Origin of the sequence: Luteibacter sp. UNC138MFCol5.1 (assembly GCF_900110505.1) — a bacterium.
Taxonomy (GTDB): Bacteria; Pseudomonadota; Gammaproteobacteria; order Xanthomonadales; family Rhodanobacteraceae; genus Luteibacter.
In genome coordinates this window covers 249,435-274,811 of record NZ_FODZ01000005.1, presented here as the reverse complement: position 1 = coordinate 274,811, position 25,377 = coordinate 249,435, and the positions used below count along the sequence as shown (strand labels likewise).

The following is a 25,377-nucleotide window of genomic DNA, read 5'->3' as shown; positions in this document are numbered from 1 at the left end:
GGCCGACGAGCGGCCGGGCCGGCTCCATCAACCCGCCGGCGGCGTGGTGCTGCCACCCTGCGCCTTGCACTCCTGCACGGAAACCTCCTTGAAACCCTGGCCCTTGCAGCTGTTCTGGCCCTTGCACTCGTGGCTGCCGGACTTGCAGTCCGACGTGCCCTTGCACGAATTGATGCCGTAACAGTGGACGGTCTTGCCGGCCGCCTGTTCGGCCGCCTGCGCGGGCGCGACGATGGCGGCGGTGGAGACGGCGAACAGCGCCGCGGCGGCAGCGATACTTTGCGAAGCGGTATGCATGGTGATACTCCATCATGTGAAGGAATGCCGGACCGGCACACATCAGTTCGTCCGGCGATGGCGCCCGGTTACAGCGCGATGAGATGTCGTCAGCGCACGCCGATGGCGCGATCCACCGACCAGCGCCCCGCGCCGCGCGCGATCAGGTAGAGCAGGATGGCCGCCCATGACAGATGCGTCGGCCACGCGTCGGGGTAGACGAAGATTTCGATGATCGTCGTCATGCCGAGCAGCACGAACGCCGACAGGCGCGTAAAGAGCCCGAGCACCAGCAGCACGGGCACGAACGTCTCCACCGCGGCGGCCGCGTGCGCCGCTATCTCGGGCGGGACGAGGGGCAGCGCGTATTCGCTGCGGAACAGCTCGTAGGTGCTGGCGGTGATCGTCAGGAAGCCTTCGACCTTGGTGCGTCCGGACTGGAAGAAGATCGCCGCGATGGCGACTCGTCCGGTCAGCGCGATGAGGTCGCCTCCGATCCATCGTTCGAGGTGCGCGGTCAGATGATTCCATCGATCCCGCAAGGAGCGGGGGCGGCCGGCGAGGGCGGTGGCTGGGTTCATGGGCGTTTCCTTCAGGCGGTCGTCAGTGCGCGCGCCTGGAGCAGGTGGGAGAAAACCCGATCGGCGGGGACCGTCGGGTGCAGCGAGGCGACACGATCGATGCAGCGCGCCAGCGTGGCGCCTCCACGGCACGCGTCGAGGAAGTCGAGTGCCGCGCCTTCCGTGGTCGTCACCTCGACCTCGTGCAGCGGACGGGTGATCAGCGTGACCTGCGGTATCCATGCGAGGTCGTCACCCACGGCGCGCCCCTGTCGACTCGCCTCCCAGATGGCGAAGGCGGGCGTCGCCGCGGCAAGCACGCGCGTCGCGGGATGAGGGGCGACGGCCAGCTCGCCCAGTGCGCAGGCGTCGAGCGCGCGCAGGGCCGCGACATCGAGGCACCGCGCATCGGCGGCGAACTGGCTTTCCAGGAAGAAGCGATCGAGCCGGGCGACATCGGCCAGGTAAGGCAGGTGCCGCGCGGCGGGTGCCGCGGCGAGGAAGGCCGGGAACGCATCGCCGTAGGTGCTCGACCGAGGGTCGCCCGGCGGGCAGGCCACGGCATAGGCGGCAGCTGCGGATCGGAACCACTCGGCGCCGACGAGGCAAGCGACGGCCGGATAGTTGGCCTCGAGCGCGTCGATCGCGGCCTGTCGCGCGGTGCCGTAGTGCACGGCGAAACCTCGTACGCCCTCCCACGGCGCCGCGGGCGCCTCGCCCACCAGCGCCGCCTGGAACGAGCGCTGGAACCGCGACAGGGAGGCCGCCGGGCGAGGCACGGCGACGCTCAGCCCGCCTTGGTCAGCGAGCCGTTGCCCTTGGGCGTCCTGATCGACGTGCAGGTACCGGCGGGTACGTTCTTCCATGCGTTCTTCTGGTAATCCGCCTTCGCGGTGCCGGCGCACGTGGTGCCCGGACCGGCCGCGCAATCGTTCTGGCCCGCCTTCGCGACGCCCCAGCATTTTTCGACGGCCGGCTGCTTGCCGCTTTGCTTCTCATCGGCATGCGCCACGCCCGCGACGAGGGCGGCGACGGAGAAAGCGAGCGACGTGACGTAACGGTGTGACATGGGAACTCCCGTCATGCCGGACCCGGGTGGCCGGCTTCATGGACGAGTTCGTCGGCCGGGTCGCGACGGTTACAGCCGGCCATCGAGAAAAAATTTTTCGTCGCGCTGTAACCGCCGGGCGGCGCCGGACGAACTCGGGATCATGGACGCCATGCCGATCACGCGACTCATGCCTCGCCATGCGGATCGTCGCGTCGCCTGGTCTACACTGCCGGGCGCCGTGAACCGCATGGCGCGCATCCCCCTGGACGGAGCGTCAATGATCCCCGAGCGGACATGCGACCCAGCGGCCGAACGACGCGCGCAGGTCGAGGATGAACTGCGCGTTCGCCTCATCGCCGGCATGGCTGGCGACGGCGTCGCGTATCGCGGCTTCCTCGATCGGCTGGCCTCCTACCTGCGCGCCTATCTGCGCCGGCGCCTGCCGCGGGCGCTCGAAGACGTCGAGGACATCCTCCAGGACACCTTGCTGGCCGTGCACAACGCGCGGCACACCTACCGGGCGGGCGAGCCGGTCACCGCGTGGATCCATGCGATCGCCCGCTACAAGCTCGTCGATTTCTTCCGGGCGCACGCCCGGCGCGAAGCGCTGCACGATCCGATCGGCGACGACGACCTGTTCGTCGCTTCCGACGACGAGCCGGCCGACGCGCGGCGCGACGTGGGACACTTGCTGCAGATGCTTCCGGACCGTCATCGCTTGCCCATCCAGCTGGTCAAACTGCAGGGACTGACCGTCGCGGAAGCCGCGGCACGTAGCGGCCTGTCCGAATCCGCCATCAAGGTCGGCATTCATCGCGGCCTGAAGGCGCTGGCCGCCCGCATCCGGGGTGGCGCATGAAGACCGACGACCTCGTTGCCCTCCTAGCGCGCGAACCGTCGCCCGCGCCGGCTCGCCGCGAGGCGCGGCGCCGCTTTGTCCTGGGCCTCGCTTCCGGAACGGCCGCATCCACCGCGCTGATGTTCGTGCTGCTCGGCGTGCGCCCCGATCTGTCGACCGTGATCCACGACCCCGCATTCTGGGTGCGCCTCGCGCTCCCCTCCGCGGTCGCCGTCGTCGCCCTGCTGGTGAGCCTGCGCCTGTCCCGCCCGGCGGCGCGCATCGGCACGCCGCGATGGTTCGCGCTCGGCCTGCCTTTCCTGCTCGCGTGGATGCTCGCCGCCATCGTTCTGGGCGGTGCCGAGGCCGCGCAGCGCGGCGCGCTCGTCCTGGGACACACGTGGAAAGTCTGCTCGGTGCTGATCACGTTGCTGTCGCTGCCCTCGATCGTCGCCGTGTTCTGGGGTATCCGCGGCATGGCGCCTGTCCGCCTGCGCCTCGCCGGCGCCGTCGCGGGGCTCCTCGCCGGCGCGATCGCCGCGATGGGCTACTGCTTCCACTGCCCCGAAATGGCCCCGCCGTTCTGGGCGATCTGGTACGTGGTCGGCATGCTGGTGGCGGCGGGCATCGGCGCGCTCGCCGGCCCGCGCTGGCTGCGCTGGTGATCGTGCCGCCATTCCCGGTCTGACCCGTCACCGCGTGTCGCGATCATCGGCCATGCACGGCATGGCCCTCAGGATGCATCCGGAAGGGGGCGGTCATGCGTATGCATGGCGACGAACCGATGCCCGGAGCCGATCATGCACCTCCTACGATGGATCGCCGTCGCGCTTGCCTGTATCTCGGCCAGCGCGTGCTATCCGGTACGCGATACCTCGAAGCCGCCGGCGGTGCGCCGCCTTGCCGCCGAGCAGGCGCCGCGTCGCGTCGTCCTCGTCTTGCCGGGGATCGGGGACAACCTGGACTCCCTTCAGGCGGGTGGCGTCGGTGACGCGATTCGTTCGGCGTGGCCCGACGCGGACGTCGTGTTCGTCGAGATGACCATCGGTTACTACAAGGACGAGCGCGCGATGCCCGACCTGCACGCGCTGGTGGAGCACGAGCGCGCCCGGCACGCGGAGGTATGGCTCGTGGGCGCCTCGCTGGGCGGCATGGGTGCGCTGCTCTACGACACGGCGTATCCGTGCGACGTCGACGGCATCGTGCTGCTCGCGCCGTACCTGGGCGACGACGCGATGCTTCGTCGGATCCGCGACGCCGGGGGTCTCGCGCGTTGGCAGGCGCCCGTCGCGGCGCCGCCCGACGCCGCGAACTGGCAGGAGCAACTGTGGCGCCGCGCGAAGGCGTGGTCGATGGAGGGCGGCGATCCGCGCGTCTGGCTGGCGTGGGGCGCGGACGACAAATTCGCCCGCAACATGCCGCTGCTGCGACCCGCGGTGCCCGACGCTCACGTGATCAGCGGGGATGGCGTGCATGCCTGGCGCTCATGGACCCCGCTGGCGGCGCAGGTGTTCGCCAGGGCGGGCGACGCGCCGCGAACGACGCCGGCGGCGTGCCCGAAGCCCTGATTTCCGGCCCGGTCAGGCGCGGCCGCTGAGGAAATCGTCCAGCTGCGAGAACTGCCCGGGAAGCCCTTCGGCCGATCCGGCGAGAGCGTCTTCCAGCGCTTCGCTGCTCGGATAGCGTTCGTGGTACGTCACGAGCGTCTTCCCGTCGCGCTCCTCGAACGTCACCGTGGTGAGCGCGCCATCGTCGCTTTCCTCGTTCGTCCAGACGATGCGCTCGTTCGGGATCACCTCCTTGTACGTGCCGAAGAAGGCCATCGGCTCGCCTGATTCCGGGTTGCGGAACTCGAGGCGATACGAACCGCCCTCGCGCACGTCGAGCCGGTGGGAGAGCAGGGCGGAAGCGAACGCCTTCGGAACCCACCAGCTGATGAACGCATCGGGATCGCGCCAGGCCTCGAACACCTGACGGGCGGGTGCGGCGAACGTGCGCCGGACCACGAGCGCGCGATCGGACTCGCGTTCCACGGTCGTGGCGGCGGACGGGGCGGGCGTCTTCTCAGGCATCGGTGGCTCCCTTGCGTTGCAGGTGATTGAGTTGTGCTATTTCGCGCGGTCGAACGGGCGCATCGTTGGGTTGGTGGCGCCATGCCCTTTCTGCAACGCGGCTTTCTCCCTTGCGCCCCTGTAGCCCTCCGTCACGTTGGCGATCGTCGGCTCCATCGGCGTGCAGTCCTTATCCTTGCAGACTATGAGATTGACCCGTCCCGACGCGAAAGGCCACTCGAGAGGATCCTGAGTCGACACGGGTACCAGGAGAGTAAGGCCTCACAGGAACCGAAGCCGTTACTAGCAATCAATGCGGATTGATCAACGATGACGAGGTCGTTCAATTGCGTCAGAGCGTCAATGCCGACATCATCGATGTCGCCGACGCGCTCATGCGCTGTCCTGATTATTGCTACGCGCCCATGATCAACGAATTTGAGGAAATACTCGACGAAATGGACGAGGATCTGACTGACGATGAAAGGCGGCACATCGGGGTTGAGCTTCTGAAATCAAAACAGCGGGAAAACTGGTCTCTCATAAATGCATAGTCATAGCACTGAAGATATCGAGGAAGCTGTCGCCCACCTGCGGGACACTTTGCGCATCATAACGCCCTGGGACCAGCAGGAACGCGAGGATGCGATAAATGTGCTCGCCTGGCTGAACTCGACCAACGACGTCTACCGGCGTGTATCTCCTAACATCCCTTCGCGCCATCTCGTCGTGTATGCGGTGCCCGTGATCCGGCACATAAGACATGTGCTCTTAATTTCTCACCGGAAGTCGGGGATATGGCTCCCTCCAGGCGGCCACGTCGATATATGCGAACCACCGTATCGGGCAGCGGAACGTGAACTGCATGAAGAGTGCGGTATCAGCGTGTCCCTTGCAGGCGAAGCGGCCGCGTTCTGTGGCCTCGCCCAAACGTTAGGCGATATCGCTGCGTGCCACGAGGATGCATCGCTTTGGTATCCAGCCTTTATCGATCATCCTAGTGAGGTGGTGCTCGACGAGACCGAAGCCTCCAGCGCGGAGTGGTTCAGATTTGAGCGCGTCCAAGGCCTACAGACAATCAATCAGGTACCACGGTTCCTAGAAAAAATAAGCTCGTTGGTGACGAAAGGAGAATGATCATGGAAACCATTGAGATCGAAAGCGTCACTGCCGCGTCGGCAACCGACGATGCCGAACCCTGGCCTGAATGCCGATATAGAGGCGACAGGCCCAGGCGCTGAGGTGGCCGAGAAGCTTGTGGCCATGTACCGCAGCAATTCTGGAAATCCCCAAGCTTGCGAACACATGATGCAGGGCGTCACTCCGGCTGGATGGAATGTTCGTTTGATCGGATCATTGAATAATCGGGCCATGCTCATCGCTGTATCCGGCCATCCTGTCGGTAGTTACCTCGCCGCACATGCAGGGGCCAGCTGCCGGAGCAACATACTTCGTCGCCGGATCGACGTTGTCGGTAGCGTTTGTGATTGCAAGGCGATCGCTCGCGTTCCGGTCAAGAGGCAAGGTGGTTGACGTCGCCGTGCCGGACTGAATTGGGCCATCTCGGCCCGTGGGCCACTAATAATTGAGCAACGCCAAGAAGCACATGGTCTAGCCAAATCGACGACGGACATCACGGGAGTCCTGTCAGCGCTATCGGGCAGGCCGGTCCCTCCCGTTCTGGGAGAGATTCATTGTTGACGTAGCGAAGCTGGGCAATGGCCAGATGCAGGTCATTCTGGTGCCTAGTTCCGATTGGTCGGTGGTGGCTGTGGCACCGGGGGCTTATGCACGTACGAGCCCGTGCGGCGGCGGACTCGTGACCTGCCGGTGGTGGGCCAACCGTTGATCCTGTACGTCACCTTGGCGGCTAGCCTGCCGGGGCGGCGGCCAGAGGCCCATGGCTGGACCGCCGCGCCCGGCTGACTCGGCGCATGGTTCAACGCGGGCTACCGGCGCGAGCGGCTGGCGAAATAAGAGTCGAAGCAGCGCGATAAGTCGGATCAATTACACATATTGAATATACACAAATGAACTATATACTTATGGAGTAACCACCGCCGGAGCGCCGCCATGCGCGATTTCGCCACCACCGAAGCCCGTCTCGATATCACGATCGCCAAGTACCCCGCCTTCCCGCGGCAGCCTGCGATCGTCACGCGCCTGGTGAAGCATCTCTTCAAGGAGATCAACGACGACGCGAACGCGGCGATGCGCCGGTACGGCCTGAACCACCCCGAGTACAACATCCTGATGATGCTGTACGGCACGCCCGACAACAGCCTCCATCCGTCCGAGCTGGCCGACGTCGCCGGGGAAAAGTCGGCGAACGTCACGCGCCTGACCGGTCAGCTCTGCGACAAGGGCTACATCGTCCGCTCCGGCAGCGAGGACGACCGGCGCAAGGTCACCCTCACGCTCACCCCCGAGGGCGTGGAGGCGATCGAGGGCTTCCTTCCCGACATCGTCACGCTCCTTCACCGGCAGACCCGTAACCTGACGTCCGACGAGCAGGGCCAGCTCGAGGTCCTGCTGAAGAAGATGCTTGGTGGGTTCGGGGAGTAAGCGAGCGCGCCATGTCCGCATCGACGGCCTCAACCAGGGTTCCGCTCACCCACGACGTTCTCGCGAACACGCTGCGCGAGGAAGCGTCGGTGTGGCTGTTCGTCGCCAAGACGCTGACGGCCCTCTTCGTCGCGGGCTGGATCGCGATGCGCGTGGACCTTCCCGCGCCGTCCACCGCGATGATCACGACCCTGATCGTCGCCAACCGCCAGTCGGGCCTCGTGCTCGCGAAGAGCTTCTATCGCACGCTCGGTACCTTTGCCGGCGCGTTCGGCGCGATCGCCATCATGGCAACGTTTCCGCAGCAGCGCGACCTCCTGCTCGTCGCGCTGTCGCTCTGGATCGGCCTCTGCGCCGGCGGGGCGACGCTCTACCGCAACTTCAAGGCCTACGCGTTCGTGCTTGCGGGTTATACCGCCGCCATCGTGGCGATCCCGGTCATCGACAACCCGCCGGGCGTCTTCGATTCCGCCGTCGCGCGCCTGAGCGAAGTGCTGCTCGGCGTCCTCGTCAGCGGCGTGATCAGCGACGTGGTCTTTCCCAGCCGCATGCGCGACGTGCTGCGGCGCACGGCCCGCGACCAGTTCGCGCACTTCCTCGGCTTCGTCCGCGACAGCGTCGGCGGTGCCATCCCGCGCGAATCGATGGAAAAGGCCCACCTGCGCTTCGTGCGCGCGTCCGTCACGCTGGAAGACCTGCGCAGCTCGGTCATCTTCGCCGACGCGGATGCTCGCGCCCGCAGCAACCAGATGCGCCTGTTCAACCAGCGGTTCATGGCCGCCTCGACCAGCTTCCAGTCGCTGCATCACCTGATCAACCGCCTCAAGCGCGCGCGTCGCGACCGCGCGGCCGACACGCTCATCCAGCTGTACAGGCCGATCGGGGAGGCGCTGGACGCGCCGATCGAGGCCGGTTCGGCCGCGCGCATCCTGTTGCCCCGCCTGACGGCCGCGCGCGACGCGATCGCCTCGTCGCGCGCCGCGTTGCGCGCCACCCTCGACGACGCGCACGACCTGCGCGACTTCGACACCGGCGCGTCGCTGCTGCGGCGCTTCGTCGATGAGCTGCACGACTACGTCGACACCGCCGTGGCGCTGCAGGCGCCGCGCGTCATCGCCGGGTCCGCCGAACGCGTGCGTTTCGATCGCGGCAACGACTTCGTGGGGGCCGGCATCGCGACGCTGCGCACGACGCTGGCGATGCTCGCGCTCGGTGTGTACTGGATCGAGAGCGCCTGGCCGCAGGGCGGGGGCGCCATGCTCAACGCGACGATCTTCGCCGGCCTGTTCGCGACCATCCCGAATCCCACGCGCGCCACTTGGGAGCTGACCTGGGGCTATTTCATCGGCATGGTGCTCGGCTTCGTCTGCAACTTCTTCGTGCTGACGCAGCTCGAGGGTTACGGTCTGCTGGTCGCCGGCGTGTTCCCATTCATCGTGGTGGGCGTGATGCTCATGGCGAGCCCGCGCTGGGCGGGCCTCGGCCTGGGCTGGGCGCTCGGCCTCGTCTACATCCTGGCGTTCAAGAACACGCAGACCTACGACCCCGCGCACTTCATCAACGACGCGGTCGCGCAGATCGTGGGCCTGCTGGCGGCGGCGGTGTCGTTCATCGTGATCCCGCCCGCGATCGGCAGCGCCTGGCTGCGGCGCCGCCAGCTCGCGCGCCTGCGCGCGCAGGTGGCGCTCGCCGCGGAGGCGCCGTTGCCCGGTCTGCGCCACCGCTTCGAAAGCGTCAACCACGATCTCGTCAGCCAGATCGCCGCCCAGACCGAGCCCGGCAGCAGCGACTCGCGCGCGTTGTTCGCCTGGGCCCTCGCGGTGCATGAGACGGGACGCGCGTTGATCGAACTGCGCCACGACATGGTCCGTCGCGGCGTGCCGTCGACGCTCAAGCCCTATCTGGACGCGGCGTTGCGCAGCCTCGCCCGCTTCTACGAGAAGCCCGACGCGCCGGGCTACCTGCTGGCGCGCGACGCGGTCGCCACGGCGATCGCGAGCGTGGGCGAGCACGACGACAGCGCGCACCTCATCGAACACCTGCACCTCGTCCGCATGGCGCTGCTCGATGGCGAGTCCATCCTCGCCGCGTACATGCCGGACACCCCGCTGAGCAAGGAGATCGTCCATGCCACGTGAGATCGTTCTGGGCGACGCGCTCGTCCCGGGCCTGCTGATCCTGTTCGTCCTCGCGATCGCGGTCATCTGGCTGCTGGACGCGATCGCGGGCCGCTTCAGTCTCTATCGCTTCGTCTGGCACCCGCCGCTCTTCCGCCTCGCCGTCTTCGTCTGTGTCTTCGGCGCCTTCGCGCTGCTCCTGAATTAGAGTGATGCCGTCATGAAACTCGCCTCCCTTGTCCGTTTCGCCATCACCGCGCTCGTCGTGGTCGTCGGCGTCGTCGTCGGATTAGCCCTGTGGAAGCACTACATGTATTCGCCATGGACGCGCGACGGCCGCGTGCGCGCCGAGATCGTGCGCATCGCGCCCGACGTGTCCGGCCTCGTGACCGATGTCCGCGTGATCGACAACCAGACGGTGAAGAAGGGCGACCTGCTCTTCGTCGTCGACCGCGCGCGCTACGAGAACGCGGTGGCGCAGGCGAAGGCGAACCTCAACGCCGCCGAGGCCGCGGCGCGCGCCGCCGGTGCCAACATCAACGCGGCCTTCGCCGGCGCGGAGCAGAGCCGCTCGAACTACGAGATGTACGAGGCGCAGTCGGAGCGTCGCCAGAAGCTGATCAACAACGTCATCTCCGCCGAAGACAAGGCCAACGCGGTGGCGGCGGCGAACGCGGCCCGTGCCGGATGGCAGCAGGCGCAGGCGAGCACGAAGCAGGCCAGCGCGTCGCAGCAGCAGGCGCTGGCGGCGGTCGCGCAGGCCCAGGTCGAACTGGCGTCGGCGCAGCTCAACCTCGATCGCACCGAAGTGCGCGCCCCGGTGGACGGCTACGTCACCAACCTCGACGTGCGCATCGGCGACTATGCCAGCGCGGGCACGGCGCGCATGGCGCTGATCGACAGCGGCTCCTACTGGATCTACGGGTATTTCGAGGAGACGAAACTCCCGGGCCTGCGCATCGGCGATCCCGTCGACATCCGCCTGATGAGCGGCGGCGTGCGTCTGCAGGGCCGCGTCGAAAGCATCGCCCGCGGCATCACGGACGCCGACAATCCCACCGGCAGCGATCTGCTGGCCGACGTGAACCCGACCTTCAACTGGGTGCGGCTGGCGCAGCGTGTGCCGGTGCGCGTGAAGATCGACACGGCGCACATGCCGCAGGGCACCGTGCTGGCGGCGGGCATGACCGCGACGCTCGTGGTGCATCCGGCGGGCGTGGCGGCCCGCTGAGGGGGTGTCAGGCTTCCGCTGGCGCCAGCCGCCGCAGGCGGTGCTGCAGCCAGCGGTCGACATCCGGCCATTCGGTGGCGAGGATGCTGTAGCACACCGTGTCGCGCAGGGAGCCGTCGTTGCGGCGCTTGTGCGCGCGCAGGATGCCTTCCCGCTTCGCGCCGAGCCGCTCGATCGCCCGCTGCGAATCCTGGTTGTAGGCGTCGGTGTGGAATTCCACCGCCACCGCGCCGACCTCCTGGAACGCGTTCGAGAGCAGCAGGTGCTTGGTGGCCGTGTTGACGTGGCTGCGCTGCCAGCGCCGCGCGTACCACGTGTATCCGATGGCCAGGCGGGACGGGTCGGGCACGATGTCGTAGTACCGCGTGCAACCCACGATCTGCCCGCTGCCGTTCTCGCGCACCACCCAGGGCGACATCCGGCCTTCTTCCTGCCCGCGCAGGGCGGCCTCGACGTAGTCGGTCATTCGGCCCGGGGCGGGCACCGAGGTGAACCAGAGATCCCAGAGGTTGCCGTCGGCCGCGGCGCTCTCCAGCGCGGCCACATGGTTCAGCGCGAGCGGTTCCAGCGTGACCCAGCGGTTCTCGAGGCGGACCGTATCCATGGGATTCAGGCGTCCAGGTCCGGGATCAGCCGGCTTTCGATGCGGGCGATGGCGTCCTTCAGCAGCAATTTGCGCTTCTTCAGGCGCGTCAGCTGGAGTTCGTCGCGGCTGATGGCGGCCGCCAGGTGGTCGATGGCGGCGTCGAGGTCGCGGTGCTCGACCTTCAGTTCGGCCAGGCGCTGGGAGAGCTGCATCGGATCCTGGACCTGCATGGCGTTCGGCCGGTCGGGGGGAAGGGGCGATTGTAACTCCCGGCGCGCCCGGCCGCAGCGGCTACAATAGGCGACTCGCCCGTCCCGAAGTGCCACCCTCATGTCCGCCTCCCCCGACGCCACCCGCAAGCAGACCTTCGAAGCCGGTAAGCTGGCCAAACGGCTGCGCCGCCAGGTCGGCCAGGCGATCGCCGACTACGGCATGATCGAGGAGGGCGACAAGGTCATGGTCTGCCTGTCGGGCGGCAAGGATTCCTACACCCTGCTCGACATGCTGCTCTCGCTGCAGGCGAAGGCTCCCGTGCGCTTCGAGATCGTCGCGGTCAACCTCGACCAGAAGCAGCCGGATTTCCCCGCGCACGTGCTGCCGGAGTACCTCACGGCCCGCGGCGTGCCGTTCCACGTGATCGAACAGGACACCTACAGCGTCGTCACCCGCGTCATCCCGCAGGGCAAGACGATGTGCAGCCTGTGCTCGCGCATGCGCCGCGGCGCGCTCTATCAGTGGGCCGCGGACAACGGCGTCACGCGCATCGCGCTGGGCCATCACCGCGACGACATCCTCGGCACGTTCTTCCTCAACATGTTCTACCAGGGCAGCCTGAAGGCGATGCCGCCGAAGCTGCTCTCCGACGACGGCCGCCATGTCGTGATCCGTCCGCTCGCGTATTGCCGTGAAGACGACATCGCGGCGTATGCCGAGTCGCGCGCGTTCCCGATCATTCCCTGCAACCTGTGTGGTTCGCAGGAGAACATGCAGCGCAAGGTCGTCAAGCGCATGCTCGCCGACTGGGAGAAGGCGCATCCCGGTCGCAGCGAAACCATCTTCCGCGCGATGGGCAACATCGCGCCGTCGCAGCTGACCGACCGCTCGCTCTTCGACTTCGCCTCGCTCGGCGCACGCGACGACGCGTCGCGGCCCGACGCGCACGCGTGGCTCGCCGGCGGCGACGGTCACGACGAAACCGACTGATCATTCCCCTTAACGTCTACAAGGCCCTCCGATCATGACCCTGTTCTCTTCCGTCGAACTCGCGCCGCGCGATCCGATCCTCGGCCTCAACGAAGCCTTCGGCGCCGATACGCGCGCCGACAAGGTGAACCTCGGCGTCGGCGTGTACTACGACGAGAACGGCCACGTGCCGCTCCTGCGCGCCGTGCGCGAAGCCGAAAAGGCGCGCCTCGAAGCGCAGCTGCCGCGCGGCTACCTGCCGATCGACGGCATCGCCCTCTACGACACCGCGGTGCAGAAGCTGCTCTTCGGCGCGGATTCCGCGCTGCTCGCCGATCGCCGCGTGGTCACCGCGCAGGCCCTCGGTGGCACGGGCGCGCTGAAGGTCGGCGCCGATTTCCTCAAGCGCCTGAATCCGAACGTGCCGGTCGCGATCAGCAATCCGAGCTGGGAGAACCACCGCGCACTGTTCGAGAGCGCGGGCTTCGAGGTCGTGGAATACCGCTACTACGACGCGACCACGCATGGCGTCGACGTGGACGGCATGCTCGCCGACCTCGCGAAGCTGCCGAAGGGCGCCGTCGTCGTGCTGCACGCGTGCTGCCACAACCCCACGGGCGTGGACCTCGGCACCGACGACTGGAAGCGCGTGATCGAGACGGTGCGCGAGCACGGCCTCGTGCCGTTCCTCGACATCGCCTATCAGGGCTTCGGTGATGGCATCGAGGCGGACGCGACCGCAGTGCGCCAGTTCGCCGACGCGGGTCTGCCGTTCTTCGTCGCCAGCTCGTTCTCGAAGTCGTTCTCGCTGTACGGCGAACGCGTCGGCGCGCTGTCGATCGTCACGGGTTCGCACGACGAAGCCACGCGCGTGCAGTCGCAGGTCAAGCGCGTCATCCGCACGAACTACTCCAATCCGCCGACGCATGGCGCGGCCGTGGTGGCCGCCGTGCTCAACCACGACGACCTGCGCGCGACGTGGGAAGCCGAACTGGGCGAGATGCGCGAGCGCATCCGTCGCATGCGCAGCGAACTGACGCAGCGCCTGGCGAAGGCCGGCGACTTCGGTTTCATCGAGCGCCAGCGCGGCATGTTCTCGTACTCGGGACTCTCCGCCACCCAGGTCGAGCGCCTGCGCAGCGAGTTCGGCATCTACGCCGTCGGCACGGGCCGCATCTGCGTCGCCGCCCTCAACGGTGGCAATATCGAGCGCGTGGCCGACGCCATCGCCCGCGTGGTCTGACCTCGCACCCATCGTGTTTCGCCGGCGGACGCATGCGCGTCCGTCATGGCCACCCCTTCGCAAGAGATTTGTCGATACATGTTCTTTCGCAACCTGACGCTTTTCCGTTTTTCCGAACCCGTCGCCGCCGATCTCGACCGTCTCGACGAGGCGCTGCCGGAACACCGTCTGCGTCCCGTCGGTCCGATGGAGCTCTCGACGCGCGGTTTCGTCTCGCCGCTCGGCCGCAACGAGGAAGCGCTCACGCATACGGTCGGCCGCAACACGATGGTCACGGTGGGCAGCGAGGATAAGCTCCTGCCATCGGCCGTCGTGAACGACGAGCTGGCCAATCGCATCGAGAAGATCGTCGAGGAAGAGGGACGCAAGGTCGGCGGCCGCGAGCGCAAGAAGCTCAAGGACGACGTCATGAACGAGCTCCTGCCGCGCGCCTTCGTGCGCAGCTCGCGCATGAAGGCCTACGCGGACAAGAAGAACGGCTGGCTCGTGCTGGATACCTCCAGTCGCAAGTCGGCTGAGAATACGCTGAGCCAGATCCGCGAAGCCTTGGGAAGCTTCCCGGCCGCCCCGCTGGCGCCGGAAGAGTCCCCGCGCATCCTCATGACCCACTGGGTCGCCTCGGGCGAGCTGCCGGCCGGCCTGGTCCTCGGCGACGAATGCGAACTCCGCGACCCGGCGACGGCCTCGGGCGCCATCGCGCGCTGCCGCCGCCAGGGTCTCGACACCGATGAGATTCGGGAGCACCTCCGAACCGGCAAGCAGGTGTTCCAGTTGGGTCTGGTGTTCGACGACCGCATATCGTTCGTGCTGGGCGAGGACCTGATCCTGCGTAAAATCAAGTTCACGGACGTCGTGCTCGACGAACAGGCGGACAGCCCCGAATCGGCCGCGGCGGAAATGGACGCGAACTTCGCCCTGATGGCGCTCGAATACGAACGCCTGCTCGGCAAGCTCGCCGAATGGTTCACGCTGCCTCGCCCGGAATGATCCCGGCCCGCCAGTCGCAGTGTCTGATATGAGTTGGTGGGATGTTCGTCGGGATCGCAACGAGACTCGGCTCATGGCATCGGAAGAAGGCGACTGGCTGGAACTGGCGACCCCCACGGGCGCCACGATCCGTGTACTGAAGGCGGCGCACCCCCGTGCGCGCCGCCTGCGGCTGACGGTGACGCCAAAGGGGGCCCGTCTCACCTATCCCAACGGCACGCATGTGGCGCAGATGACCGCGTTCCTGCGCCACCATGCCGACTGGCTCGAGCAGAAGCTCGGCGAGTTCAACCTCGATGCCGAGCCCCTGCCGCCGCTGCGCGTGGGAGTCCCCACCACGTTCCCATTCCGCGGCGAGGACGTCACCCTCGATTGGGCCGAGGGCCCTTATCCGCGCGTGGAGCACGAGCCGGGCCTGCTCACCCTCAGCATCCCGCGCCCGCACACCCGCGCGTTGCTCGTCGCCCGGGGGCTGCTCGCGACGCATTTCGAGGCGCAGATCCGGCGCGACGTTTCGCGCTGGCTGCCCGCCTACATCCCGCAGATCAACGCGGCGCCGACCGCCCTGCGCATCCGGCCGCTGAAGAGCCTGTGGGGAAGCCTGGACACGCGCGACAGGATCAACCTCGATCTCGCCCTCGCGCTCGCCCCGCCCGCGGCGCTGCGCTACGTGCTCGTGCACGAGCTGTGTCACCTGAAGGTGCGCAACCACTCGGCGAAGTTCTGGCACTGGGTGGAAGCCGTGTTTCCCGATTACAAGGAACAGCGCACGTGGCTGCGCGCGAACGGCAGCGGGCTGAAGATGCAGCTCGATCGTCTGATCGCCGACGTGGCGGACTGAGCTTAGCCCGCCGGCGGGCGCCGGTCGCGTTGGCGATCAATGCGCCAGCGCGAAACCCGTCAGGACGCGCGCGGTGTCTTCCGGCTTCTCGAGCATCGGCATGTGGTTGCAGCCGTTCAGCACCGTGGCGCCGATCGACGGCGAGCTCTTCAGGCCTTCGCGCAGCGTGTCCAGCGCGGACACGTCGATGATCTTGTCCTCGCGGCACCACAGGCCGAGCACGGGCATCTGCAGCTTGCCGATGACCGGGTCGAGCGCGAACGCCTGCGCCGGCTGCTTAAGTTCGACGAACGCGCGCTCGATGAAGGCGTGGTCCTTGCGGTTGCGTGCGACCAGCGCATCCTCGATGCGACCGGGGAATTGCGGCGGCTTGAGGAACATGCGCGCGAGCAGAGCTTCCAGATCGGCACGATCCTCGAGAAGGAACGGATTCTTGCCCGACTTCACGTCGCGGGTGAAGTCGTTGTCCTTGAACGTGAGGCCGAGCGAGCTCATCAGCACGAGACTCGCCACGCGCTCGGGATGCTGCTGCGCGTACACGCCAGCGATCGCACCGCCCATCGAATGGCCGACGAGCAGGAAACGCTGCGCGCCGACCGCGGCCGCGAAGGCCTCGAGGCGGGCGGCCTGCTGGGGAATGCCGTAGTCGCCGGTGTCGATGCGCGACGAATCGCCCCAGCCCGGAAGATCGGGAATGAGGATGTGGAAATGTTCGCCGAGCGCCTTGGCGGTTTCGAGCCAGGTGGCCTTGTCGGCGGCGAAGCCGTGTAGCAGCACGATCGTCGGACCCTGGCCGCCTTCGTAATACGACCACGTGGTGTCGCCCGCCACGATCGTCTTCTTCTCCATGTGCGCGCTCAGCGCCTGCCGGGCCGCGTCGGCCTTGAGCAGCAGGGAGGGCGCGAAGAGGTAGACGATGCCCGCGCCCAGGCCCAGCACGACCGCCACGATGACGAGGAACTTCAGCCGGCGCAGCAGCAGGCGCTGCCAGAGCGGGCGGCGATCGGACGAGGCGAGGGTGGGGGTCTTGGCCATGAATGGGGGCTTCGTAACGGTGGACGCCCCGCAAGATGCGGGGCGTCGCAGGAGGATGCAACCCTTGCGGCCGCCTTCGCGGCCGCAAGATCGTGCGTCACGGCTTCTTCGCGGTACCGGCGAGGATGCGTTCGACGGCCTGCTGCGTCATCGGGTGGTAGCCGGACTTCGCCTTGGCATACGTCGCCTTCGCGAACGCGAGGCCTTCCGGCGTGCGGGCGAAGGCGCGGTAGACGGGCGTCGTCAGGTACAGGCGGCCGATGCGCGTCATGTGCTCGGCGGCGGCCGTCCACACGTCCTTGTCGCCCGCGGCGATGGCGTGCGCGTACCAGCGCATGCCGATCTCGGCGTTCGGCGTGCCGGTGAGATGCCACGCGGCGTCGAGCTCCTTCATCTTCGCCAGCGGCGGCACGTCCGGCAGGCGATCGAGGAAGTACATCCATTCCTGGGTGTTCCACGATTTCGCATCGAGCTTGTCCGCGGCGAGCTTGCCGGCGAGGAACGCCTCGCGCTCCTTGTCGATCGCGTCGAAGCGCGGCGATTCGGGCAGCGGCGCGTCCTTCGGAATGCCCGGCTGCCAGATCCACGCGCGGGCCTCGGCTTCGCTCATCTTGCCCGGGTACTTGTCGAGCAGGTTGGCCTTCAGGTACGCGAACATCGTGTCGGTATCGATGCTCTGGAACGCGAAGTGCGCGAAATAACCCTTCAGATACGTGTCGAAGGTCTCGCGCCCGAAGCGGGCTTCCAGCGTGCGCAGGAACCAGGAACCCTTGTCGTAAGCCACCGACGAAAGCGAATCGTCGGCACCCACGCCGCGCGGCTCGGGCGTCAGGCGCTGGACGTTCTCGGGCATCTTGCCGATCGTCTTCTGCAGCTCGCGCGCGGAGAGAAGGCTTTCCTCGTCGGCGAGCGCCTTGCCGTAGACGGCTTCGGTGATGCGTCCCTGCACGTAGGTGGTGAAACCTTCGTTCAGCCAGATGTCGCGCCATGCGGCGCTGGTGACGAGGTTGCCCGACCAGGAGTGCGCCAGCTCGTGCGAGACCAGCGACACGAGGCTCTTGTCGCCGACGAGTACCGTCGGCGTCGCGAACGTCATGTTCGGGTTTTCCATGCCGCCAAACGGGAACGACGGCGGCAGCACGAGGATGTCGTAACGGCCCCAGGCATAGGGACCGTAGAGCTTCTCGGTGGTCTCGATCAGTTTCTCGGTGTCCTCGAACTCGTGCGCGGCCTTGCCGACGACACTGGGCTCGGCATACACCGCGCTGCGTGGACCGGTTTCCTTGACGGCGAGGTCGCCCGCGGCGATGGCGAGCAGGTAGGACGGGATCGGGTGCGGCTGGTCGAAGCGGAAGTCGCCGTCCAGCGGATGTTTCGCGTCGTTGATCGCGCTCATCACGACGCGGACGTCCTTCGGCGCGGTGACGTGCGCGTCGTACGTGAAGCGGATCGCCGGCGAGTCCTGCAGCGGCACCCACGAACGCGCGTGGATCGACTCGGACTGCGAGAACATGAAGGGCTGCTTCTTGTCGGCCGTCTGGTCGGGCGTCAGCCACTGCAGGCCGGAGGCTTCCGGCACGGTGGCATACGTGATGCGGACGCTCGCCGGGTGCGCCGGGGCCTGGATCGTCAGCTTCGAACCGAGCTCCTTGTCGCGCGGCGCGAGAGCGAACTTCAGCGGCGAGGACTTGCCGGTCGCATCGACGGCTTCGACGCCGGCGATCTTGAGGTCGCGCGTGTCGAGGACGAGGTCCTTCGCCTTCGCGTCCTTCCAGTCGAGCTTGAGCGTCGCGTTGCCCGCGAGCTCACGCTTGCCGAAGTCGAGCTTCAGGTCGAGGTCGAGATGGGTGACCCGGACCGCGTCGGGCTGGGCATAGGAATGCGGATCGGCGGCGAAGGCCACGACGGGAAACGTCATGGTCAGGGCAACGACGGGAAGCAGGCGCATCGCAGGGTTCCGTACGGGGGAAGCCCCGAGTATGCCACCGGGCGCCGCGTTCCGTTCCCTAGAGCTTGTACGCCCGGTGGATCGCCACGATGCCGTTGGTGAGGTTGCGCACTTCCACGTGCCCGAAACCCGCGTTGAGCATCATGCCCTTGAGCGTTTCCTGATCGGGGTGCTTGCGGATCGATTCCGCCAGGTACTGGTAACTGTCGGCGTCGTTGGCGAACAGACGGCCAAGGCGCGGCAGGATCCGGAACGAGTGCACGTCGTAGAGCTTCGACAGCAGCGGACTCTGCACCTTAGAGAACTCCAGCACGAGCGCGCGGCCGCCGGGCTTGAGGATGCGGTGCATGTCCGCCAGCGCCTTGTCCTTGTCAGTGACGTTGCGCAGGCCGAAGGCGATGGTGACCGCGTCGAAGCTGATGTCCGGGAACGGCAGCATTTCGGCGTTCATCTGGGCCCAGCGCAGGCCCGCGACGAGGCCGCGGTCGGTGAGCCGGTCGCGGCCCACGCCCAGCATCGCGGCGTTGATGTCGCCCACCACCACCTCGCCCTCGTCGCCCACGACGGGCTTGAGCAGCGCCGCGATGTCGCCGGTGCCACCGGCGAGGTCGAGTACCCGGTCACCGCGGCGAACGCCGCTGACGGCCACGAAATGACGCTTCCACAGCCGGTGGATGCCGAACGACATCAGGTCGTTCATCAGGTCGTAGTTGCGCGCCACGGACGTGAAGACCTGGCCGACGAGCTTCTGCTTGTCGGCCACGGGAACGTCGCGGAAGCCGAAATGGGTGGTTTTCTGGGATTCCATGCGTCCATGGTATCCCGAACCCGTGCCCCTCGCAGCTTCCGCGACGCCACCTCGTCACACGCCGCCGACCGGGCGGCCAGCGTCAGCGCGGCCCCAGTGTGTTGTAGACATGGAAGTTGAAGATGCGAAGTTCCGTGGCCCCGTCGGCGGGCATGAGGTAATACGTGCCTGCCGGTCCGTCGACTGGCGCGAAGACTTCGACCGCCGGACGCGCGAGGTGCGGAGGCCGCTCCGCGAGGCTGCGGGCGTTGAATTCCACGGCGAACGTCTTTGACCTCGGTAGACCGCGGAGACCCATCGCGGCGATGATCTGGTCATGTGGCGCACTCAGATCGAACGAGGTCGCGCGTACCACCGGGAAGCCATCCCTCAGCAGAGTCGTGCGGATGGTGCCCGCGTTGTTGGAATAGCCCTGGTTCCCCACGAGGATCGACCGGGTGAGCCGGCTTCGCTTGAAGGGCAGTTCGTCGTAGAACCAGAGCTGCGGCGGCACCTCGTGGGCGGGTACACGCCGGATGCCGGGTGGAAGCGGTTGTTGCGACAGGTCCATCGCGACGGATCGCGGCAGCCCACCCACCCACGGGTCGCGCTGGATCGCGCGCCCGGCACCTCGCAGGGCCGCCGTCTCCCATGCCGCGCGCTGTGCGGGCGTGATCATCGCCGGAATGTTTTCGGTGAGCTCGGCGCGCATCGCCGTGGCGACACGCTCGCGCTCCACCGGATCGGGGAAGGCGCGTTCGATCTCGTCGGCGTAGTCGTCGAAGAGATCGGTGGGCCGCACGCCGGCACCGCGTCCGGAGCCGCCGCGCAGGCCCACGGTCCGGAACGCCCAGCCCTGGCTTGCGCCGCGCTCGATGGCAGGTCCCCAAGCGCCGGAGGCGGCGCCCGGACGGGCGAGTCGCCAGGTGCCGTAGTCGGCGTCGAAGCGCACGCCGTAGAGGCCACCGTCATGCTCGATGTACTGCTTGCCGTCGATCGTGTAGACGCCCTCGCTGCTCGCCTGGCCGGTCTTGCGGACGTTCGGAGCGCGATACTGCGATTCGAAGACGACCTTCTGCGGCGCGGGTGCGCGGCCTTCGACCAGCGTGCCACCGGCGCGGAAGCGACCGCCGACGAAGCCCCGGCCCGCGGCGACCTTCACGAACTGCTGCGCGCCGGGCGCGGCCCAGAGCGAGGCGACGTAGAGCTCCGTGAAGTCGACGAAGGCCTGCCGGGTGTCGCCAGCCTTGACGCTGTCGTAGAGGCGCCAGCCGGCGGAGGCGGCATGCACCGGGGCCGTGACGACATCGCGCACGACGCGACCCAGGCTCTCGAGCACGCGGCGATCGTACTCTTCCGTCCAGCGGCGCTTCGCGTCGTCGGTGCTGGTGGTCAGCGTGCGCGCGTTGCGCTGGCCGAGCTGGACGTCCGTCTCGTAGAGCGCGTGCAGGAAGTCGCCGGTGACACGGCGCTCGTCGAACGGCTCGGCGGTGAAGGTGACGTCCGCGGCGGATGCGGAGGAGCCGAGGATCCAGTTGGCGAGCCGGTCGCCGGCGAAGACGCGCGTGCCGTTGGGACGGACCGCGGCGTGCTCGAGCGGGAGTCGATCGAGCAGGTACTCGCGGAACCGCGGTGCGTAGAGGAACTGTCGCGCGGCCTCGGCGCGGCTGCCGAACTCGCGGAAGCTGATACCGTCGGGGGCCTCGGGCGTGTACAGGACGATGGTGGACACGCTGCGCGGATCGCGCACGCCGACCATGAACACGTCGCGCAGCGCGACGCCCTGGTAGGTGAGCTGGCTGACCTGGATATCGTGGTTCTCGACGCGGGCGCGTCCGGCTTCCGACGGACTGGCCAGCACCGCTTCGACCCAGCGGTAGCCGCGGTAGGCATGGTCCTTCTGGAACGAGCGCGGCAGGTCGCTCAGGAAATACGACAGCCGCGCCTCGTTGGCGAGCAGGCGCATCTGCGCCAGTTGCAACGAGGTGGTGGCGTCGCGCCGCGCGGTGGCGTCCGGTCCGCTGCGCAGCGCGGTATCGAGGTAGGCCGGGTACGTGCGATGGACGTCGAGGTCGTTGACGATCACGCGTAGCGCCGCGTCGTCGAGTCCCGCCACCGGCGCGCCGTCGGGGCCGATGGCCTTCATCCGTACCGGATCGGTGCCGCCGATGTTGCGGTAGGCGAGGTCGACGAGGCTCAGCGAGGGCGGCTTGCCGCCGGCGAGGAAGTCCAGCACGGACTGCGGCAGGAGGCTGTGGTAATTCTCGATGTCGATGCGGATGTCGCTGGGATCGAGCGTGACGCCCAGTGCCTTCAGGCGCGTGCGCAGGCCGTCGTGCGTGAACGTGTAGAGGCCCTTGACCGGTGCCGCATGCGGCTTGCCCGCGTCGGCGGCGAGCAGATCGTGCGTCGCCAGGAAGTGCTCGCTGGCGTCGCGCCAGTCGGCGGCGACGTTCGCCGGCACGCGGGCCAGGCGCGCTTCGTTCACCGCGTCGACGACCGCGGCCTGGCGGATCGCGAGCAGGGCGGTGGCGTCGAAGAGGTAGTCGTCGCGCAGGGCGTGGGTGACGCCATCGACCAGCAGGCGCGAGGAACGGTCGGCGTCGCCGGCCAGCTTCGCCTCGAACCACGCCTGGTTGAGTTTCTCGCGCTGTACGCCGACGAAGCGATTGACGACGGCGGTGAAAGGATCGCTGCTCATGGGCCGGGAGTCGATGAAACGGCCCTCCGCGATCCCCGCGGCATACCGTCGCGCCAGCCCGGGCAGGTCGCTGGACGTCACGAGCATGGCGCGGAAGCGCGCTTCGAACGCCGCGTAGGCCGCTTCCAGGTCGTCGAACGGTTCCCAGCCCGTCTGGGTCGAGAAGGCGAGGACGCGGTTGTCGCGTGCGAGGTCCTGCACGAGCAGCACGCCCGCGTAGCCCGTGCCGCCGATCCGCAGTTCGCGAACGACCACCGACTCGGCCGCGCCGCCGGCGATGGTGACGGAACGCGCGAGGTCACGCGCGTCGGCGTCGAGCGTGCCGTCTTCGTAGGCCAGGACGGCGAGGGCGCGCGCACCGTCGGCGATACGCGCGGCGAACGCGTCGCGACGCGTCCGCGCGGTGCCGCCGTCGGTCGCCGGTCCGTACCAATAGGCCCTGTGTGCCTCGATGAAGGAGTTCAGCGGCACGGCGTCGATCGACTCGGGCGTGGCTGGCAACGCGGCACGCTCGTTGGCGAGCCATGCATGCACGCCGACGATGCGATCGTACGCCTGCTGTGCTTCCTGATAGACGTGTTGGATGTGTGCAGGCGGTGCCTGCGGGGGGAGCATGTCCAAGAGCTTTCCTTTGCGTGGGTGAACCGGCGCAAAGTGTAGGAACTGCCCTTGGAATGACGCGCGAGGCGGGTGCCTCGCGCGAGTCATCGTTTGCCCTCGTCTGCCTGTCAGCGTCGACTGATCGCCCGGAACGCCCCGAAGACGTCAGTGCTGGCCGTGATGGCGTTCCCGCTCGTTCGTCACATGGCGATCGTGCAGGGACGGGCCCGCCGAACCGTCGTCGGGATCGACGGGAGGCCGCGCATCGACGTCGCGATCGTTCTCGCCACCCGGCGTGATCTTCAGGATCGAATGGCGCACTTCGCGCGCGAGGATCACGCGCGCGTCCCGGACCATCTCCTCGAGGGCCTCACTGAAATCCAGCTTCCCCGCCTCGTCCGTCCAGACGACCCTGGCTTCGCGCAGCTTCTGGATGAAGCCGCGGAAGAGGGCCTTGTCGAAGAACTCCGGCGCCGAGAGTTCGTTGAGCAGGCTGAGGCGCTGCGCGGTGAGCGTGCAGGCCGTTTCGAGCTCGCCCGCCGTCATGGTGTGCGGACCGTTCTTCACGAGCGCGGCGATGGCGATGTAATAGCGTTCGAACGCCTGCAGCATGCTGCGCGCGATCACGCGCAACTGGTAGGCGCCATCGTCCTGGCCGGGACCGCGCTCGAGCACGCGGCCCTCCGCGCTGGCCTCGAGGATACCGCGACGCACGAAGAACTCGATGGTGTCCTGAACCTGGGCGGCGAAACCGTCCTCGTCCCACGGCAGGAACAATTCGCCCTGGATGAAGGGGTAGATGATGCGGCCGAGTCGCACGACCGACGAGCGCGACATGCGGCGATTGTTGAGGAAGCACGCCGCCACCCACGCCGCGGCGGCGTTGAGGTGCAGCACGTTGTTGCGGAAGTACGAAAGCAGGACGGCCTGCTCGCCTTCCGTCACCAGCACGTCGCCCAGCGGATGGCGCACGCGACGGATCCAGCCCATCTGCTCGCCATAGGCGATCACGCCCTGCGGATTCATCGGCGTGATGGTGACGCGGTCGGAGTAGGGCAGTTCCTGCAGCATCGCCTTGGTAAGCTCGATCTGCGCGAGCAGATCGTTTTCCGCCATCGCGTGCTTCGGCGTCGCGAGGAGGGCCAGCGCGAGCAGGTTGATCGGATTCACGTCGGCCGCGCGATTGATGTTCACCTGGATGCGTTCGGCGAGGTCGTCGACGACACGGTTCATCCATTCGGGCTTCGTATCGGGATCGGCGCCGGCCTCGCGCCAGTCCGGCGCCGCCGCGTCGAGCATCGGGGTGAGCAGGATCGGCTCGCCGAAGTTGAGCGTGACGTGGCCGTAGCGTTGGCGCAGCACCTTCAGGCCGCGGATCAGGCCGAGCAGCGATTCCTTCTCCTTCGGCTTGCCGGAAAGCTCGCCGATGTACGACTTGCCTTCCATGAGCTTCTCGTACCCGATGTACACCGGCTGGAAGAGGACCGGGCGACGTGGCGCGCGCAGGAACGCGCGCAGCGTCATCACCAGCATGCCGGCGCGCGGCGCCAGCAGCCGGCCCGTGCGCGAGCGGCCGCCCTCGATGAAATACTCGAGCGGCACGCCGCGATCGACGAGCTGGGCGAGGTATTCGTTGAACACCACCGAGTACAGCGCGTTGCCCTTGAAGCTGCGGCGGAGGAAGAAGGCGCCACCGCGGCGCAGGATCGGGCCGACCACCGGCAGATTGAGGTTGACGCCCGCCGCGATGTGCGGCGGCACCACGCCCGAGTGGTGCAGCTGGTAGGAGAGCAGCAGGTAATCGGTGTGGCTGCGATGGCAGGGCACGTACACCACTTCGTGACCCGGCGCGGCGGCGCGCGCCTTGTCGAAGTGATGCATCGCGATGCCGTCGTAGAGCTTGTTCCAGAAGTTGGACAGCAGGAACGACGACGAGCGCACCACGGGGTGCGAGTAGTCGGCGGAGATCTCGAGCGCGAAATCCCGTGCCCGGCGCTCCGCCTTGGCGAGGGGAATGTTCTCCTTGCTCGCGGTGGCGGCGATGGCGTCGCGCACGGGCTCGGTGTTCAGCACGGCGTCGACGACGGTGCGGCGATGCGACAGATCGGGGCCGATGACCGCCGCCCGGATGCGGCGGAAGTGCGTGCGCAGCACGCGCGCGATCTTGCGCGTCAGCCGCTCCGGGCTGATGCCGGCCGATTCGGCGAGCACGCTGCGCAGGGACACCGGTGCGGAGAAGTGCACGACGGTGTCGCGGCCGTTGAGCAGCAGCGCGAGCATGCGGCGGAAGCGGCCGACGACCAGCCAGTTCTCGGCGAACAGCACGCTGAACCAGCCGCTTTCGCGGTTCGGCGCACGACCGACGTAGATCGAAACGGGCACGATCTGGATGTCGCGCTCCGGATCGTCCTCGAGTGCGCGGATGAGCTGGCCGATCGGCTCCCTGGGCCCCCGTGCGTCCGTCCGGCCGAACAGCCAGCCGTGGCGGCGGCTCAACGAGAACACCGAGCGACGGCGACGGCCGGGCAGGTCGAGCAGCTGCATCGGGCTGGGCAGACCGGCTTCGCGGCACGCGCGCTCGAGGATCAGGGCGTCGGACGTGCCGTCGCGTTCGATGGCGTAGCAGACCGCGGCCCCGCTGCCGAGCAGCGTGGCGGGCTCCGCGGGATCGCGTTTGATACGCACCCAGGGTTCGAGCATGCGCCCCAGCAGCTTGAACCACCAGGGCGAACGGGCGACATGGACGTGCGGATCCGCACTCATCGGGATATCAGGCAT

The 25,377-nt window shown here is 67.7% G+C and carries 25 protein-coding genes; 13 read left to right on the top strand and 12 right to left on the bottom strand.

Annotated features, from left to right (window positions below):
* Nucleotides 1-27: 27 nt before the first annotated feature.
* From BMY69_RS15420 to BMY69_RS15405, 4 genes are all read right to left on the bottom strand, one after another.
* Entirely contained in the window at nucleotides 28-297 is a 270-nt protein-coding gene (locus BMY69_RS15420) for a BufA2 family periplasmic bufferin-type metallophore (protein ID WP_090057651.1), read from the bottom strand.
* An 89-nt stretch (nucleotides 298-386) separates the two neighbouring features.
* On the bottom strand, nucleotides 387-857 hold the full coding sequence (locus tag BMY69_RS15415) for a DoxX family protein (protein ID WP_090179844.1): 471 nt from the start codon (nucleotides 855-857) through the stop codon (nucleotides 387-389).
* 11 nt (nucleotides 858-868) lie between these two features.
* A complete protein-coding gene (locus BMY69_RS15410) occupies nucleotides 869-1,702 on the bottom strand; it encodes an HvfC/BufC family peptide modification chaperone (protein ID WP_090179842.1) in 834 nt (277 codons plus the stop codon).
* Complete coding sequence (locus BMY69_RS15405; protein ID WP_090180029.1) at nucleotides 1,624-1,905, bottom strand: BufA1 family periplasmic bufferin-type metallophore; 282 nt, start codon at nucleotides 1,903-1,905, stop codon at nucleotides 1,624-1,626. The genes BMY69_RS15410 and BMY69_RS15405 overlap by 79 nt, the downstream gene beginning before the upstream one ends.
* Nucleotides 1,906-2,047: 142 nt before the next feature.
* On the opposite strand from BMY69_RS15405, the gene BMY69_RS15400 reads away from it, so the two are divergent.
* From BMY69_RS15400 to BMY69_RS15390, 3 genes are all read left to right on the top strand, one after another.
* Entirely contained in the window at nucleotides 2,048-2,746 is a 699-nt protein-coding gene (locus tag BMY69_RS15400; RefSeq protein ID WP_218143205.1) for a sigma-70 family RNA polymerase sigma factor, read from the top strand.
* On the top strand, nucleotides 2,743-3,390 hold the full coding sequence (locus BMY69_RS15395; RefSeq protein ID WP_090179839.1) for a DUF1109 domain-containing protein: 648 nt from the start codon (nucleotides 2,743-2,745) through the stop codon (nucleotides 3,388-3,390). Before BMY69_RS15400 ends, BMY69_RS15395 begins: the two co-directional genes overlap by 4 nt.
* A gap of 135 nt (nucleotides 3,391-3,525) precedes the next feature.
* Complete coding sequence (locus BMY69_RS15390; RefSeq protein ID WP_177191198.1) at nucleotides 3,526-4,293, top strand: alpha/beta hydrolase; 768 nt, start codon at nucleotides 3,526-3,528, stop codon at nucleotides 4,291-4,293.
* A gap of 12 nt (nucleotides 4,294-4,305) precedes the next feature.
* Here the strand turns inward: BMY69_RS15390 and BMY69_RS15385 are convergent, their stop codons facing one another.
* Nucleotides 4,306-4,797 (bottom strand): SRPBCC domain-containing protein, encoded by a 492-nt coding sequence (locus tag BMY69_RS15385; RefSeq protein ID WP_090179835.1) that lies wholly within the window; start codon nucleotides 4,795-4,797, stop codon nucleotides 4,306-4,308.
* Nucleotides 4,798-5,096: 299 nt separating this feature from the next.
* On the opposite strand from BMY69_RS15385, the gene BMY69_RS15380 reads away from it, so the two are divergent.
* The 6 genes from BMY69_RS15380 (at nucleotide 5,097) to BMY69_RS15355 (ending at nucleotide 10,689) form a co-directional block, all read left to right on the top strand.
* Nucleotides 5,097-5,330 carry a hypothetical protein gene (locus BMY69_RS15380; protein ID WP_090179833.1) on the top strand — a complete coding sequence of 78 codons (234 nt, stop codon included), beginning with the start codon at nucleotides 5,097-5,099 and terminating at the stop codon, nucleotides 5,328-5,330.
* Nucleotides 5,323-5,913, top strand: a complete 591-nt coding sequence (locus BMY69_RS15375) for an NUDIX domain-containing protein (protein ID WP_090179830.1) — start codon at nucleotides 5,323-5,325, stop codon at nucleotides 5,911-5,913. Before BMY69_RS15380 ends, BMY69_RS15375 begins: the two co-directional genes overlap by 8 nt.
* Before the next feature lie 936 nt (nucleotides 5,914-6,849).
* On the top strand, nucleotides 6,850-7,341 hold the full coding sequence (locus BMY69_RS15370) for a MarR family winged helix-turn-helix transcriptional regulator (RefSeq protein ID WP_090179828.1): 492 nt from the start codon (nucleotides 6,850-6,852) through the stop codon (nucleotides 7,339-7,341).
* A gap of 11 nt (nucleotides 7,342-7,352) precedes the next feature.
* Entirely contained in the window at nucleotides 7,353-9,479 is a 2,127-nt protein-coding gene (locus tag BMY69_RS15365) for an FUSC family protein (RefSeq protein WP_090179825.1), read from the top strand.
* Nucleotides 9,469-9,666, top strand: a complete 198-nt coding sequence (locus BMY69_RS15360) for a DUF1656 domain-containing protein (protein ID WP_090057619.1) — start codon at nucleotides 9,469-9,471, stop codon at nucleotides 9,664-9,666. The genes BMY69_RS15365 and BMY69_RS15360 overlap by 11 nt, the downstream gene beginning before the upstream one ends.
* Nucleotides 9,667-9,678: 12 nt before the next feature.
* Nucleotides 9,679-10,689: an HlyD family secretion protein gene (locus BMY69_RS15355; protein ID WP_090057616.1), complete on the top strand. Its 1,011-nt coding sequence runs from the start codon at nucleotides 9,679-9,681 to the stop codon at nucleotides 10,687-10,689.
* 7 nt (nucleotides 10,690-10,696) lie between these two features.
* Here the strand turns inward: BMY69_RS15355 and BMY69_RS15350 are convergent, their stop codons facing one another.
* A complete protein-coding gene (locus BMY69_RS15350; protein WP_177191197.1) occupies nucleotides 10,697-11,293 on the bottom strand; it encodes a GNAT family N-acetyltransferase in 597 nt (198 codons plus the stop codon).
* A gap of 5 nt (nucleotides 11,294-11,298) precedes the next feature.
* Nucleotides 11,299-11,505 carry a YdcH family protein gene (locus BMY69_RS15345; RefSeq protein ID WP_090057611.1) on the bottom strand — a complete coding sequence of 69 codons (207 nt, stop codon included), beginning with the start codon at nucleotides 11,503-11,505 and terminating at the stop codon, nucleotides 11,299-11,301.
* 100 nt (nucleotides 11,506-11,605) lie between these two features.
* Here BMY69_RS15345 and ttcA point away from each other — a divergent pair, with 100 nt between their 5' ends.
* From ttcA to BMY69_RS15325, 4 genes are all read left to right on the top strand, one after another.
* Nucleotides 11,606-12,478, top strand: a complete 873-nt coding sequence (ttcA, locus tag BMY69_RS15340) for a tRNA 2-thiocytidine(32) synthetase TtcA (protein WP_090179821.1) — start codon at nucleotides 11,606-11,608, stop codon at nucleotides 12,476-12,478.
* Nucleotides 12,479-12,512: 34 nt separating this feature from the next.
* Nucleotides 12,513-13,700 (top strand): amino acid aminotransferase, encoded by a 1,188-nt coding sequence (locus tag BMY69_RS15335; protein ID WP_090179819.1) that lies wholly within the window; start codon nucleotides 12,513-12,515, stop codon nucleotides 13,698-13,700.
* A 78-nt stretch (nucleotides 13,701-13,778) separates the two neighbouring features.
* Nucleotides 13,779-14,687, top strand: a complete 909-nt coding sequence (locus BMY69_RS15330) for a recombination-associated protein RdgC (RefSeq protein ID WP_090179817.1) — start codon at nucleotides 13,779-13,781, stop codon at nucleotides 14,685-14,687.
* 73 nt (nucleotides 14,688-14,760) lie between these two features.
* Nucleotides 14,761-15,528, top strand: a complete 768-nt coding sequence (locus BMY69_RS15325) for a M48 family metallopeptidase (protein WP_090179814.1) — start codon at nucleotides 14,761-14,763, stop codon at nucleotides 15,526-15,528.
* 36 nt (nucleotides 15,529-15,564) lie between these two features.
* On the opposite strand, the gene BMY69_RS15320 is transcribed toward BMY69_RS15325, so the two are convergent.
* The 5 genes from BMY69_RS15320 to plsB form a co-directional block, all read right to left on the bottom strand.
* On the bottom strand, nucleotides 15,565-16,563 hold the full coding sequence (locus BMY69_RS15320; protein ID WP_090179812.1) for an alpha/beta fold hydrolase: 999 nt from the start codon (nucleotides 16,561-16,563) through the stop codon (nucleotides 15,565-15,567).
* 97 nt (nucleotides 16,564-16,660) lie between these two features.
* Entirely contained in the window at nucleotides 16,661-18,511 is a 1,851-nt protein-coding gene (locus BMY69_RS15315; protein ID WP_090179810.1) for a M1 family metallopeptidase, read from the bottom strand.
* A gap of 58 nt (nucleotides 18,512-18,569) precedes the next feature.
* Nucleotides 18,570-19,319, bottom strand: coding sequence for a bifunctional demethylmenaquinone methyltransferase/2-methoxy-6-polyprenyl-1,4-benzoquinol methylase UbiE (ubiE, locus tag BMY69_RS15310; protein WP_090179808.1), 750 nt, complete (start codon nucleotides 19,317-19,319; stop codon nucleotides 18,570-18,572).
* Between the two features lie 82 nt (nucleotides 19,320-19,401).
* Nucleotides 19,402-22,614 carry a dermonecrotic toxin domain-containing protein gene (locus tag BMY69_RS15305; protein WP_090179806.1) on the bottom strand — a complete coding sequence of 1,071 codons (3,213 nt, stop codon included), beginning with the start codon at nucleotides 22,612-22,614 and terminating at the stop codon, nucleotides 19,402-19,404.
* A gap of 150 nt (nucleotides 22,615-22,764) precedes the next feature.
* On the bottom strand, nucleotides 22,765-25,377 hold the full coding sequence (plsB, locus tag BMY69_RS15300) for a glycerol-3-phosphate 1-O-acyltransferase PlsB (protein ID WP_255364574.1): 2,613 nt from the start codon (nucleotides 25,375-25,377) through the stop codon (nucleotides 22,765-22,767).

Excerpts from the sequence above, each read along its gene's own strand:
- BMY69_RS15420 (WP_090057651.1), bottom strand. The coding sequence starts at position 297 with ATGCATACCGCTTCGCAAAGTATCGCTGCCGCCGCGGCGCTGTTCGCC.
- BMY69_RS15415 (WP_090179844.1), bottom strand. The coding sequence starts at position 857 with ATGAACCCAGCCACCGCCCTCGCCGGCCGCCCCCGCTCCTTGCGGGAT.
- BMY69_RS15410 (WP_090179842.1), bottom strand. The coding sequence starts at position 1,702 with ATGGAAGAACGTACCCGCCGGTACCTGCACGTCGATCAGGACGCCCAA.
- BMY69_RS15405 (WP_090180029.1), bottom strand. The coding sequence starts at position 1,905 with ATGTCACACCGTTACGTCACGTCGCTCGCTTTCTCCGTCGCCGCCCTC.
- BMY69_RS15400 (WP_218143205.1), top strand. The coding sequence starts at position 2,048 with ATGGACGCCATGCCGATCACGCGACTCATGCCTCGCCATGCGGATCGT.
- BMY69_RS15395 (WP_090179839.1), top strand. The coding sequence starts at position 2,743 with ATGAAGACCGACGACCTCGTTGCCCTCCTAGCGCGCGAACCGTCGCCC.
- BMY69_RS15390 (WP_177191198.1), top strand. The coding sequence starts at position 3,526 with ATGCACCTCCTACGATGGATCGCCGTCGCGCTTGCCTGTATCTCGGCC.
- BMY69_RS15385 (WP_090179835.1), bottom strand. The coding sequence starts at position 4,797 with ATGCCTGAGAAGACGCCCGCCCCGTCCGCCGCCACGACCGTGGAACGC.
- BMY69_RS15375 (WP_090179830.1), top strand. The coding sequence starts at position 5,323 with ATGCATAGTCATAGCACTGAAGATATCGAGGAAGCTGTCGCCCACCTG.
- BMY69_RS15370 (WP_090179828.1), top strand. The coding sequence starts at position 6,850 with ATGCGCGATTTCGCCACCACCGAAGCCCGTCTCGATATCACGATCGCC.
- BMY69_RS15365 (WP_090179825.1), top strand. The coding sequence starts at position 7,353 with ATGTCCGCATCGACGGCCTCAACCAGGGTTCCGCTCACCCACGACGTT.
- BMY69_RS15360 (WP_090057619.1), top strand. The coding sequence starts at position 9,469 with ATGCCACGTGAGATCGTTCTGGGCGACGCGCTCGTCCCGGGCCTGCTG.
- BMY69_RS15355 (WP_090057616.1), top strand. The coding sequence starts at position 9,679 with ATGAAACTCGCCTCCCTTGTCCGTTTCGCCATCACCGCGCTCGTCGTG.
- BMY69_RS15350 (WP_177191197.1), bottom strand. The coding sequence starts at position 11,293 with ATGGATACGGTCCGCCTCGAGAACCGCTGGGTCACGCTGGAACCGCTC.
- BMY69_RS15345 (WP_090057611.1), bottom strand. The coding sequence starts at position 11,505 with ATGCAGGTCCAGGATCCGATGCAGCTCTCCCAGCGCCTGGCCGAACTG.
- ttcA (WP_090179821.1), top strand. The coding sequence starts at position 11,606 with ATGTCCGCCTCCCCCGACGCCACCCGCAAGCAGACCTTCGAAGCCGGT.
- BMY69_RS15335 (WP_090179819.1), top strand. The coding sequence starts at position 12,513 with ATGACCCTGTTCTCTTCCGTCGAACTCGCGCCGCGCGATCCGATCCTC.
- BMY69_RS15330 (WP_090179817.1), top strand. The coding sequence starts at position 13,779 with ATGTTCTTTCGCAACCTGACGCTTTTCCGTTTTTCCGAACCCGTCGCC.
- BMY69_RS15325 (WP_090179814.1), top strand. The coding sequence starts at position 14,761 with ATGGCATCGGAAGAAGGCGACTGGCTGGAACTGGCGACCCCCACGGGC.
- BMY69_RS15320 (WP_090179812.1), bottom strand. The coding sequence starts at position 16,563 with ATGGCCAAGACCCCCACCCTCGCCTCGTCCGATCGCCGCCCGCTCTGG.
- BMY69_RS15315 (WP_090179810.1), bottom strand. The coding sequence starts at position 18,511 with ATGCGCCTGCTTCCCGTCGTTGCCCTGACCATGACGTTTCCCGTCGTG.
- ubiE (WP_090179808.1), bottom strand. The coding sequence starts at position 19,319 with ATGGAATCCCAGAAAACCACCCATTTCGGCTTCCGCGACGTTCCCGTG.
- BMY69_RS15305 (WP_090179806.1), bottom strand. The coding sequence starts at position 22,614 with ATGCTCCCCCCGCAGGCACCGCCTGCACACATCCAACACGTCTATCAG.
- plsB (WP_255364574.1), bottom strand. The coding sequence starts at position 25,377 with ATGCCTGATATCCCGATGAGTGCGGATCCGCACGTCCATGTCGCCCGT.